General features: G+C 68.5%; 13 protein-coding genes and 1 pseudogene. 3 read left to right on the top strand and 11 right to left on the bottom strand.

Annotation, left to right across the window (positions count from 1 at the left end; genetic code table 11):
- Both rpsI and rplM read right to left on the bottom strand, forming a co-directional pair.
- A partial coding sequence (rpsI, locus tag HOQ08_RS08355; RefSeq protein ID WP_291193221.1) for a 30S ribosomal protein S9 occupies positions 1–354 on the bottom strand: 354 nt, incomplete at its 3' end.
- A gap of 63 nt (positions 355–417) precedes the next feature.
- The gene (rplM, locus tag HOQ08_RS08350; RefSeq protein WP_291193219.1) at positions 418–846 is read right to left on the bottom strand and encodes a 50S ribosomal protein L13; all 429 of its coding nucleotides are present in this window, start codon (positions 844–846) and stop codon (positions 418–420) included.
- A gap of 371 nt (positions 847–1,217) precedes the next feature.
- Between rplM and coq7 the strand changes: the two genes are divergently transcribed.
- Positions 1,218–1,859 carry a 2-polyprenyl-3-methyl-6-methoxy-1,4-benzoquinone monooxygenase gene (gene coq7 / locus HOQ08_RS08345; protein ID WP_291193217.1) on the top strand — a complete coding sequence of 214 codons (642 nt, stop codon included), beginning with the start codon at positions 1,218–1,220 and terminating at the stop codon, positions 1,857–1,859.
- A gap of 46 nt (positions 1,860–1,905) precedes the next feature.
- Here the strand turns inward: coq7 and HOQ08_RS08340 are convergent, their stop codons facing one another.
- Positions 1,906–2,595, bottom strand: coding sequence for an extensin family protein (locus tag HOQ08_RS08340; RefSeq protein WP_291193215.1), 690 nt, complete (start codon positions 2,593–2,595; stop codon positions 1,906–1,908).
- A 63-nt stretch (positions 2,596–2,658) separates the two neighbouring features.
- Entirely contained in the window at positions 2,659–3,444 is a 786-nt protein-coding gene (speD, locus tag HOQ08_RS08335) for an adenosylmethionine decarboxylase (protein ID WP_291193213.1), read from the bottom strand.
- 224 nt (positions 3,445–3,668) lie between these two features.
- On the opposite strand from speD, the pseudogene crp reads away from it, so the two are divergent.
- Positions 3,669–4,409 (top strand): annotated as a pseudogene (crp, locus tag HOQ08_RS08330) (cAMP-activated global transcriptional regulator CRP).
- 62 nt (positions 4,410–4,471) lie between these two features.
- On the opposite strand, the gene HOQ08_RS08325 reads toward crp, so the two are convergent.
- The 5 genes from HOQ08_RS08325 to HOQ08_RS08305 form a co-directional block, all read right to left on the bottom strand.
- A complete protein-coding gene (locus HOQ08_RS08325; RefSeq protein WP_291193211.1) occupies positions 4,472–5,425 on the bottom strand; it encodes a bifunctional helix-turn-helix transcriptional regulator/GNAT family N-acetyltransferase in 954 nt (317 codons plus the stop codon).
- Between the two features lie 129 nt (positions 5,426–5,554).
- Entirely contained in the window at positions 5,555–6,229 is a 675-nt protein-coding gene (locus tag HOQ08_RS08320; protein ID WP_291193209.1) for an HAD family hydrolase, read from the bottom strand.
- A gap of 4 nt (positions 6,230–6,233) precedes the next feature.
- Positions 6,234–7,028: an indole-3-glycerol phosphate synthase TrpC gene (gene trpC / locus HOQ08_RS08315; protein WP_291193207.1), complete on the bottom strand. Its 795-nt coding sequence runs from the start codon at positions 7,026–7,028 to the stop codon at positions 6,234–6,236.
- A 23-nt stretch (positions 7,029–7,051) separates the two neighbouring features.
- Complete coding sequence (trpD, locus tag HOQ08_RS08310) at positions 7,052–8,098, bottom strand: anthranilate phosphoribosyltransferase (RefSeq protein WP_291193205.1); 1,047 nt, start codon at positions 8,096–8,098, stop codon at positions 7,052–7,054.
- Positions 8,095–8,694 carry an aminodeoxychorismate/anthranilate synthase component II gene (locus tag HOQ08_RS08305; RefSeq protein ID WP_291193203.1) on the bottom strand — a complete coding sequence of 200 codons (600 nt, stop codon included), beginning with the start codon at positions 8,692–8,694 and terminating at the stop codon, positions 8,095–8,097. The genes trpD and HOQ08_RS08305 overlap by 4 nt, the downstream gene beginning before the upstream one ends.
- Before the next feature lie 134 nt (positions 8,695–8,828).
- On the opposite strand from HOQ08_RS08305, the gene HOQ08_RS08300 reads away from it, so the two are divergent.
- Positions 8,829–9,572, top strand: coding sequence for a hypothetical protein (locus HOQ08_RS08300; protein ID WP_291193201.1), 744 nt, complete (start codon positions 8,829–8,831; stop codon positions 9,570–9,572).
- A gap of 21 nt (positions 9,573–9,593) precedes the next feature.
- Here HOQ08_RS08300 and HOQ08_RS08295 read toward each other — a convergent pair whose 3' ends face one another.
- Positions 9,594–10,406, bottom strand: a complete 813-nt coding sequence (locus HOQ08_RS08295) for a DUF2182 domain-containing protein (RefSeq protein WP_291193199.1) — start codon at positions 10,404–10,406, stop codon at positions 9,594–9,596.
- 4 nt (positions 10,407–10,410) lie between these two features.
- Positions 10,411–11,175, bottom strand: coding sequence for a DUF899 domain-containing protein (locus HOQ08_RS08290; RefSeq protein ID WP_291193197.1), 765 nt, complete (start codon positions 11,173–11,175; stop codon positions 10,411–10,413).
- Between the last annotated feature and the right edge of the window lie 236 nt (positions 11,176–11,411).

Raw genomic sequence — 11,411 nt, 5'->3', positions numbered from 1 at the left:
CAGACCGACCTTCTTGCGCTCGACCTCGCGGGCATCGCGGGTCACGAATCCGGCCTTGCGCAGCGGCGACTTCAAGGTTTCGTCGTTCTCGATCAGCGCGCGGGCGATGCCCAGGCGGATCGCACCGGCCTGGCCGGTGATGCCGCCGCCGGCGACGGTCACCTTGATGTCGAACTTCTCGGCGCTCTGGGTCAGCTCGAGCGGCTGGCGCACGATCATGCGCGAGGTCTCGCGGCCGAAGAACTGATCCAGCGGCTTGCCGTTGACTTCGATGGCGCCACTGCCCTTGCGCAGGAACACGCGGGCGGCGGAGGTCTTGCGGCGGCCGGTGCCGTAATTCTGCTGGATAGCCATGGGTTTTCCGATGTTATTTAACAGTGCGGCCACGGATGGCCGCTATGCACGCAGGACCGCGTATTACAGCTCCAGCGCCTGCGGCTGCTGGGCGGTATGCGGATGTTCGGCACCGCCGTACACCTTGAGCTTGCGGTACATCGCGCGGCCCAGCGGGTTCTTCGGCAGCATGCCCTTGACGGCGATCTCGATCACGCGCTCCGGGTGCGTGGCCAGCATGTCCTTCAGGTTCATGCTCTTGAGGTTGCCGACGTAGCCGGTGAAGCGGTGGTACATCTTGTCGTCCAGCTTGGCGCCGGTGACCGCGACCTTCTCGGCGTTGACCACGACGATGTAGTCGCCGGTATCGACGTGCGGGGTGAACTCCGGCTTGTGCTTGCCGCGCAGGCGACGGGCGATCTCGGTGGAGAGACGACCGAGCGTCTTGCCCGTGGCGTCGACCACGTACCAGTCGCGCTTGACGCTTTCCGGCTTGGCGCTGAACGTTTTCATTTGAAGAATACCTGTCTGCCGCCACGAAGGCGGTAAGCGGAATCGGTGGAACAAAGGCGCGAGATGATAGCGGAGCCGTCATCGATCGCGCAAGCCTGCCGGTCGGCCGGCTGCGAGCTGGCGATAATAGCACGGCCGCGGTGCGCCAGAACAGGTCCGGACGCATCGCCGCGCTGGCCAGCCGGTACGTGCGGCGCAGGTCTGCACCCTCCCGGACGGCCAAGCCCGTGCGCCCCTGCCGGCAGCTTGCGCGCGGCCCGTCGGCTCACGGTGCGCTGGCGCCGCGGCGGCGGCTGTCGTCCAATATCGGTGCCGGCTAAGGATATACCTGCGTGCACCGCCGGCGCCGTGGCTGATCGGAGGAAATGCCCATGAATGTCGTCTCGCTCTCTCCGTTCGACCGGCTGCTGATCGGCATCGAACGTGCCCTGGAAACGGTCGCCGGCATGCCAGAGGCCGCGCGCCCCTCGCCGGCCGCGACGCTGCAGGAGGCCTCGCTCGATGAACAGGAACGCCGCCACGCCGCCGGCCTGATGCGGGTGAACCATACCGGCGAGGTATGCGCGCAGGCGCTGTACGACGGTCAGGCCGCCCTGGCGCACGACGAAGCCACCCGCGCGCACCTGCAGCACGCGGCACGCGAGGAGACCGACCATCTCGCCTGGTGCGCGCAACGCCTGCGTGAACTGGATAGTCGCCCCAGCCTGCTCAATCCGCTTTGGTACGCCGGCAGCTACGCGATCGGCACCGTCGCGGCGCTGGTCGGCGACCAGGTGAGCCTGGGTTTCGTGGTGGAAACCGAGCGCCAGGTGGAAGCGCACCTGCAGGACCACCTGCAACGCCTGCCGCCGCAGGACGAGCGCTCACGCGCCGTCCTGGCCCGGATGCAGGCCGACGAGGTGCGCCATGCGGACGACGCCAGGGCACGCGGCGGCATCGACCTGCCTTTTCCCATCCCCAGATTGATGCATCTCAGCTCCCTGGTGATGAAAACCGTCGCCTACCGCATCTGATCCGGTCGCTCGCGGGATCCGCCGCTTAGACGGACGACATCGTCCTTCAACGGCAATAACCCCAACCGCTCGCTTCCAGATGGAAATGGCTGCGGTGCTCGCGGTTGTAGTCCGGCCCCAGCACCATGCCGGCCACCTCGCAGGCGCGGTTGTGCACGCGATGCAGGAACGCACCGGCCTTGCCTTGCCCGCTCCATTCGCCCGCGATGTCCAGTTGCCGCCCGTCGGCCAGTTCGAAACCGCTCAGATCGATGGCCGCCGCGCGGGCATGGCGGCTGAGCGGCGCGTCGGCGCGGCCGTAGATGTTGCGGCAGGCATAGCTGCCGACGTGGTCGACCTCGCGCACCGTGCTGCGGTAGAGCTCCCGCGCGGCCGGCTGCAGCACCCGGCGATCGAGCAGGACCAGGGTCGCGGCCAGCGGACAGGTGACGATCGCCGGATGCCCAAGCCTCGCCTGGCCGGTGCCACGCAGGCGGACCGCATCCGTCCAGCCGCACCCGCCCGGCCCGGCATGGTCGGGGACCGGCTCGAACCGGGCACCGGCCTGGGCCAGGGCGACCCGGCAGGCTCGCGGATCACTCGCCAGCCGACCCAGCTTGTAGCGGAAGAACAGGTCCGGCGGCGCTCGCAGATCCAGCGGTGCCCACGGGTTGTAGCGGTCCGGCGGGCGCCAGCCGCGCGACCACACCAGCCCCAGCAGGGCGAGCAGCAGCAGGAACAGCAGGAAGGCGCGCATGCGGCGAGGCTAGCCGCGCGCGCGTGCGCGCAACGAAAACCCCGCCTGCGGCGGGGTCTTCGGTTACATCAGATTGCGGCCGTGGAACAGTTCCTCGATCTCGCGCTTGAGCAGCGATTCGATGCGCTGGCGCTCCTTGAACGAGAGATCGTCCGCATGCGCCTCGAACAGGTAGGTATCCAGGTCGAAGTCCTTGATGTGCATCTTCGTGTGGAAGATGTTCTCCTGGTACACGTTGACATCGAACATCTCGTACTTCTGGCGGATGTGCCGCGCCAGGTAGTCCTGCACCGAGTTGATCTTGTGGTCGATGAAGTGCTTCTTGCCCTTGATGTCGCGGGTGAAGCCGCGCACGCGGTAGTCGCATACCACGATGTCCGACTCGAAGCTGTCGATCAGATAATTCAGGGCCTTCAGCGGCGAGATCACGCCGCAGGTAGCCACGTCGATGTCCGCGCGGAAGGTCGCGATGCCGTTGTGCGGATGCGTCTCCGGATAGGTGTGGACAGTGATGTGGCTCTTGTCCATGTGCGCCACCACGGCACCGGAGATGGTGTCGCGGCCGAGCTTCTCCACCACCGGCTCCTCGGAGATCAGGATGGTGACCGAGGCGCCCTGCGGGTCGTAGTCCTGGCGTGCGATGTTCAGGATGTTCGCGCCGATGATCTCGGCCACGTCGGTGAGGATCTGCGTGAGACGATCGGCGTCGTACTGCTCGTCGATGTACTCGATGTAGCGCTGGCGCTGCTCTTCGGACACCGCGTAGCAGATGTCGTAGATGTTGAAGCTCAGGGCCTTGGTCAGGTTGTTGAAGCCCTGCAGGCGCAGGCGCGGGAGCGGTTTCACCACGGCGACTCTCCATGGCCGGGGGCACGGCCAGCAGATGAGGCGGGTTAGCAGCAAGGGTCCCCGCGAAAAAAGAAAAGACGCGCCAGGACCCTCATCCTGCGCGACCCTGATCCATCCAGGGGCAGCCTGGACGAAAGACTGCGAAGTATGCGGCAAAACCCTGGAAAACAGAACCCGACGGCTCGGCGGACGCACATCTCTTGATCGGGCGAGACGCGTGATGCATGGTAACGCTCTGGCGGCAGCACCGGCTCAATGGAAATCCCAACGTGGCGCTACTCAAATATCAACTCCAGCAGGCATTCGAACGGTCCCAGGCGCCGCTCAGCTTTGCGCCCGACCCGGCATCGATGGAGCGCTTCCTGGCCCTGTGCCACCGTCGGCGCTATCCGGGCAAGACCGCGATCATCCGGCCGGGCGACCCGGCCAATACGCTCTACTACATCATCGAAGGCTCGCTGGCCGTCTGCACGGAGGACGAGCAGGGCCGCTAACTGATCCTGGCGTACCTCAGCCGCGGCCAGTTCATCGGCGAGATGGGCCTCTTCGTGGAGCAGGCGCAGCGCGAATCGATCGTGCGCAGCCGCACCCCTTGCGAGATGGCCGAGATCAGCTACGAGCGCCTGTTCCAGCTGATGGAAGGCCCGCTGCGCGAGGAATGCCCGAAGATCCTGTTCGCGATCGGCTCGCAACTGACCAACCGCCTGCTGCGCACCTCGCGCCAGGTCAGCCGCATGGCCTTCATGGACGTCACCAACCGCATCTCGCGCACGCTGCTGGACCTGTGCCAGGAGCCGGACGCGATGACCCACCCGGATGGCACGCAGATCCGCATCTCGCGCCAGGAAGTCAGCCGCATCGTCGGCTGCTCGCGCGAGATGGTCGGCCGCGTGCTCAAGCAGCTGGAAGAGCAGGGCATGATCGACGTCTCGGGCAAGACGATCGTGGTGAAGGGGACGCGCTGAGGCATCGTCCACGGCCGCGAGTACCGCTCAAAGGACGCGGCCCCGCTCCTCCGGTGGCGCGCTCACGCACCCGGCCGATAGATCATGTAGACGTCCGCCCGCTCGTAATGCGAGCCGGCGCGCACCGACGGCTGCATCACGAAGCCGGCTTTCTCGTACATCCGCACTGCCGTCTGCAGGCGGCTGTTGGATTCCAGGAACAAGGTGCGGCCGTTGCGCCGGCGGAACTCGGCGATGCACGCCTCGAGCAGGCGTTTTCCCGCACCCAGGCCGCGGAAGGTCTCGTCCACGCCCATCTTGGTGAGCTCGAACACGCCGGGCGATTCCTGCAGCAGGGCACAGGTACCGATGACGTCCTCGCCCAGGCGCGCGAAAAAGATCGCGCCGCCCGGTTGCAGGATGTAGCGCTCCGGCTCGCCCAGCACGGCCCGGTCGATGTCCTCGATGCGGAAATGGCGCTCCAGCCATTGCGCGTTCAAGCGGTAGAAGTGTTCGCGCAGCGCCGGAGCGTAAGGCACGATCTCCAGCGGCGCCGCCTTGATCGCAGCGTGCTCGGCGAGGATCGCCTCGGCGACCGGGCGCTCCTTCAGGGCTCGCTCGCACGCCGCGATCGCATCGAGCAGATGCGTGGCGTGCTCTTCCAGCGAGACGTTCACGCCGCGCCGCACGGCGCACCAGGTCGGCCCCAGCCCGGCGAGCGCGTCCTGCGCCCCGGCGGTGAGCGTCAGCACCGTGCGCCGGCCGTCCGCCGGATCGCGCCGGCGCCGCACCATGCCTGCGCGCACCAGCTTGTCGGTGAGCTGGCTCACTGCCGAGTGGGTCTGGCCGATCGCCATGGCCACGTCCGTTACCGTGCTGGGGCCCGCGTCCCACAGGTAGCGCAGCACCGGCAGCCAACGCGATTCGATGGGTGCGCCGAGCGCCCGGTAAACCTCGTCGGCGGCGCCGTAGAAGTGGTCGCTGAGCGCCTTCAGGCGACTGCCGAGGGCCAGCTTGCCAAGGGAGGCCAGGTACATGGGGAAACTCGCCAGGAGAAAATACGTAAGTACTAACGTATTTCAGGGGCGAAGCAGGCGCAAGCCCCGGATACCCTGCACCCGGCAGCGCCGACAGAACCGGCGGTGAGGCACCGGCCGACGCGGTGCCTAGTGCCAGGCCACCCGCTCGATCGAGCGCCCGAGCGCCCGCTCGATCCGCTTGCACAGCTTCGGCGTGCCGTTGACCAGCACGGGTTCGGCCGCGGCCCTGAGCATGTGCAGGTCGTGCAGCGAATCGCCGTAGGCGCGGTGCCAGGCCGGTATGCCGTGCGCGGTCAGCGCCTTGAGCTTGCCGGCGCCGACGTTGTGATGAGCCATGCGCAGGCCGAGCGGGCCGGATTTGAGCCGCGAGGCGACCAGCTCCACGCCGCCGAGCCCGAGCTGGGCGAGCAGGCTCTCCACCAGCGCGTGCTCGCAGCCGGTCACGATGATCACCCGCTCGCCGGCGGCCTGGTGGCGGCGCAGCGCGCGGATGCCGTCCCGGCAGAAATGCCCCGGCCGGCGCACGAGGCGGCCCGCGAAGTCCTCGACGACCGCGCGGTAGCGCAACTCGTTGAGGCCCAGCAAGGCAATGTGCACCAACGGCCGCTGCAGTCGCCGCGTGAGCGGCCACAGCAGCACCAGCACGGGCAGCATCAGAACGGCGAGCAGCTTGCGCCATGGCGCACGGCCATAGCGATCGCGCACGAACAGCTCGAAGGTATCGGCGTGGGTCAGCACGCCGTCGAAATCGAACAGCACGACCGGCGGCACGCCGGCGGCTTCGGTTGCCTGCCCTTCCATGACGTCAGGCCGCAAACAGGCGCCCGAGGGCCAGGCCCGGATCCTCGGCGCGCATGAAGGCCTCGCCGATCAGGAAGGCGTGGATATCCGCCGCCCGCAGCCGCGCTACGTCTTCGCGGGTGTGGATGCCCGATTCGGCCACCAGCACGCGGTCATCGCCGGCCATGCGGGATTTCAGCGCGAGCGAGGTGTCCAGCGTCGTCTCGAACGTGCGCAAGTCGCGGTTGTTTACGCCGATCAGCGGCACCGGCAACGCGAGCGCGCGCTCTAGCTCGTCGGCGTCATGCACTTCGCAGAGCACGTCCAGGTCGAGCTCGGCGGCCAGCAGCGACAGCTCCAGCAGGGCCGCGTCGCCGAGCGCGGCGACGATCAGCAGGATGCAATCGGCGCCGATCGCGCGCGCCTCGTACACCTGGTAGGGATCGATCACGAAATCCTTGCGCAGCACCGGCAGCTCGCATGCGGCGCGCGCCCGTTTCAGGTACTCCTCGCTGCCCTGGAAGAAGTCGCGGTCGGTCAGCACCGACAGGCAGGCCGCGCCGCCAGCCGCGTAGCTGCGCGCGATCGCGGCCGGATCGAAGTCGGCGCGGATCACGCCCTTGCTTGGGCTGGCCTTCTTCACCTCGGCGATCACTGCCGGCAGGCCGGCAGCCAGCTTGTCCTCGATGGCGGCAGCGAAGCCACGCACCGGCGGCGCATCGTCGATGCGCGCGGAGAGTTCGGCCAGCGGCAGCACGGCGCTGCGCTCGGCGATTTCCTCGGCCTTGCGGGCAAGGATGCGTTGCAGGATGTCGGTCATATGGATTTGCGGGACAACGGAGGCTAGACAGCCAGGCGTCGGGTGGCGGCGACGAAGTCCGTCATTTTCGCATGCGCCGCGCCGCTGGCGATCACCTGGCGCGCCAGCGCGATTCCCTCGTCGATGTCGCCGGCCACGCCGGCGGTATAGAGCGCGGCGCCGGCATTGAGGCAGACGATGTCGTGCGCCACGCCGTGGCGGCCGGCCAGCGCATCGAGCAGCATGGCCTTCGATTCCTCCACGCCCTCCACCCGCAGGTTGCGGCTGGAGGCCATCGCCAGGCCGAAGTCCTCCGGTTCGATCTCGTACTCGCGCACCTCGCCGCCACGCAGCTCGCCGACCAGCGTGGCCGCGCCCAGCGAGATCTCGTCCATGCCGTCGCGTCCCCACACCACCATCGCGTGGCGCGCGCCCAGTGCCTGCAGCACGCGCACCTGGATGCCGACCAGGTCGGGGTGGAATACGCCCATCAGGATGTTCGGCGCACCGGCCGGGTTGGTCAGCGGACCCAGGATGTTGAACAGCGTGCGCACGCCCATTTCCTTGCGCACGGGGGCGACCACCTTCATCGCCGGATGATGGTTGGGCGCGAACATGAAGCCGATGCCGGTTTCGTCCATGCATTGCGCCACGCGTTCCGGCGACAGGTCGATCACCGCGCCGAGCGCTTCGAGCACGTCGGCGCTGCCCGACTTGGACGACACGCTGCGCCCGCCGTGCTTGGCCACGCGCGCGCCGGCCGCGGACGCGACGAACATCGCGGCGGTAGAGATGTTGAAGCTGGAGGCTCCGTCGCCGCCGGTGCCGACGATGTCGACGAAGTGCGGATGGGGCATGGCCTCGACCTTGGCCGACAGCTCGCGCATCACGCGCGCCGCGCCGGTGATCTCGCCCACGGTCTCCTTCTTCACGCGCAGGCCGGTGATGATCGCCGCGGTCATCAGCGGGCTGACTTCCCCGCCCATGATCTGGCGCATCAGCGCGATCATCTCGTCGTGGAAGATCTCGCGGTGCTCGATCGTGCGCTGCAGCGCTTCCTGGGGCGTGATCGCGATCTCCCGCGGGCTCATGCGGCGAGCTTCCGCCGCGGCAGGCCAAGGAAGTTGGCGAGCATGTCGTGCCCATGCTGGGTCAGGATCGACTCCGGATGGAACTGCACGCCTTCGACCGGCAGCGTCCGGTGGCGCAGGCCCATGATTTCGTCGATGGAACCGTCTGCGTTCTCCGTCCACGCCGTCACTTCCAGGCAATCGGGCAGCGAGCCCTGCTCGACCACCAGCGAGTGGTAGCGCGTGGCCTCGAACGGATCGGGCAGCCCGGCGAACGCGCCCTGCCCGCGATGGCGCACCGGCGAGGTCTTGCCGTGCATGATCCGCTTGGCGCGGATCACCCTGCCGCCGAATGCCTGGCCGATCGCCTGGTGGCCCAGGCACACGCCGAACACCGGAACCTCCCCGGACAGCTCGCGCAGCACCGCCAGCGACACGCCCGCGTCGTCCGGCGTGCCCGGGCCGGGCGAGATCATGATGTGCGAGGGCTTGAGCGCGCGGACACCCGCCACGTCCAGCGCATCGTTGCGCACCACCTTCACCTCCTGTCCCAGCTCGCCCAGGTACTGCACGAGGTTGAAGGTGAAGCTGTCGTAGTTGTCGATCATCAGAAGCACGGGCGTGGGTCTCTGGCGGTGGAACGTCGCGGCTTGGCCTGCAGGCCAATTTGGACGTCCAAGTGTAGCCGCCCCCGCCGGTGTCGTGGAAACGCCGGGGGGTACGCGTGCCGGGCGGCTCCCCGGGGACCTTCATGGCAGTGACATCGGCCGCCGGTACGCTGCGCCGCTTCATCGAGGCCATCCCGGGCGCCCGCTTGATCTCGCAGGAAGAGTTCGCCGATTACCTGGTTTTCCTGGCCGAATGCCGTCCCGATCTGCGGAGGATCGCCAGGCGCACGCAAGGCGAGCACGGCACCGAGGACGTCGGGCAGCAGGCGCTGCTGATGGCGGAGGAGATCCGCACCCGCAAGAGCCTGGCCATGCGCTTCGGTGATCCGGGCTACCGCAGGCTGCTGCTCGGTTATCTGTTCCAGCATTTCGTGCGCTATGCCGAGACCACCGTCCGGTACGCACACAGGCAGCGGCGAGACGACGACGATGGAACCGACGTCCTCGTCGACACCCTGCCGGCCGATCCAGAGCATGATCCCTTGCACGCCTGGTGCGAGGCCCAGGGCGCACGCCCGCTGACCGACCCCGATGCGCAGCAGTCGCAGGCGAGCGCCTATCTCCACCTGTTCGGCTGCTGCGGCAACGACGTGCGGCGCCTGGCCGATTGCCTGATGATCTCCGTTTCGCACTGCTACCAGCGCCTGGCCCGGGCGCGGGCGATGGCGCGGTGGCAGCAGCCGATGGGCGTGCGCTGCATCGGCGGCGACGGCCTGCCGCTGCAGCCGAGGCGGTGGCGGCGCTGCCGCTACGAACGGCGTCCGCTGCAGCTGCAGTTCGACTTCGTCAACGAACCCATGCTTTGGACCGGCAAAGCCGCCACCTAGCCTGCCACCGGGCGCTGCGCGTCACTGCAGCGCAATGGCCTGCATGATCAACAGCGCCCCCGCCGCGACGGCGACCGCGCCGATGGCCTGCGCCACCGTCTCACCCGCCAGCATCAAACGCTCGGCCGTGATGGCGCAGGTCACCGCGGCCATCGCACGCAGGTCCATGAGTCCCACGGCGAGCAGGATGGCCATCAACGGGCTGCAGCAGGCACTGCAGTAGATTCCGAGCCGCATGCCCTGCCGCCAGGCCACGCCGGCCACGGCCGGCAGCTCGCGACCCGGCGCCGGCATCGCGCGGCAGCAGGCGAGGCGGCGCGCCTTCCATGCGCTGAGCTGCAGTGCGCCGGCAAGCAGCACGGCCGCGCCGGCCAGCACCGGCACGGCGCGCGCCCATGCCGGCATCCGCAGTTCGGCCTGTGCCAGCAAGCACCCCAGCGGCAGCACGGCGGCGCCGACCGCCGTCCACACGAAGAAATAGCCCGCGCCCGCCAGCGCGGTCAGCCAACCCAGCCGCGATGGCCCTGCCACGCCGACCGCCTGCCGGTAGCGCTGCAGCATGGGTACCAGGGACGGCAGCATCATCGCCACCATCATCGCCAGCCACATGCCGAGCAACGAGGCGGCGATCTCCGGCCAGGCCTGCCCGGGCATGCGCATCCACGCCATGGACAGCGTCCAGCCTCCCGGCATCGCCATGCCTTCCATGGCGGACATGGATGCGCAGCTCGCGATGGTCGCCGCCACACCCGCGGCGAACAGCAGCGCGCAGACGCCAAGGAAGCCCCACTCGCCCTGCACGCCTCGAGCGGCGGCGTCGAATGCGCCGTCCATGGGGCTAGCGCTCGCCGTACTCGTCATGGCGACGCCACCAGATGCCCGCCTCGTTGCGCCCGCGGGGCGCGCGGTCCAGCCACTGGTACATGCCCCAGAGGCCATCCAGCCCGCGCGCGTAGGTGGAATAGGTGTGGTAGACGGCGTCGCCTTCGCGCACGAACGTGCTCAGGCCGGGGCGGTCGCGTACGTAGGTGGGCGCGTCGGTGCCGCAGGCGGCGGCGAACTGCACGACCGGCGCCGGGGCCGGCACCGCATCCATGGCGTGGCGGCCGCGCTGGTAGTTGTACTCGACCGTTCCGTCGCGCTGCTGCTCTTCGGAGAAGGACACGTTGAAGTCGTGGTTGAAGTCGCCGCCCTGCGAGGACGCCCACGGAAACGACCATCCCATCCGCCGCCTGTAGGCCTGCAGTTTGGCCAGCGGTGCGCGCGATACCGCGGCCAGCGTCACGTCGTGGTTGGCCAGGTGCACGGCGAAGCCGTCGAAGCCGTCCGCGATCGCGGAGCAGGACGGGCAGCCTGCGCTGTAGTCGGGCCCGAACATGAAGTGGTAGACCAGCAGCTGCGAGCGCCCCTGGAAAAGGTCGGCCAGCGAAGCGCTGCCGTCCTCGGTATCGAAGCGATAGGGTTTGTCGACACGCACCCACGGCAGCGCCTGGCGCCGCCGTGCCAGTTCGTCGCCGCGGCGGGTGAGCTCCTTCTCCGCCTCCAGCAGATCCAGCCGCGCTGCCAGCCAGTCTTCGCGTGTTGCGGTGGTGTGGCTTGCCATGGTTCGTCTCCCGTTTCTTTGCGCATCGCCGGATGCGACGCGCTGGTGGTGGGATAGATTGGGCGGCATCGACCCGAGGGCGGGAGTGACAACTTTGGCGGGATTCCGATGGACGCCCTGATCACCGCTGCGGCACGCGCGCTCGCCGCGGGTGACCCGCTTGGCGCGCTGAACCGGGTTGCCCTGCGCAACGACCCGCCCGCGCTGGCGCTGCGCGGCATCGCGATGGCGCAGCT

Source organism: Frateuria sp. (assembly GCF_013362045.1).
Taxonomy (GTDB): domain Bacteria; phylum Pseudomonadota; class Gammaproteobacteria; order Xanthomonadales; family Rhodanobacteraceae; genus Frateuria_A.
The sequence above is the reverse complement of the archived record's forward strand: the minus strand, read 5'-3'. Positions and strand labels throughout refer to the sequence as shown.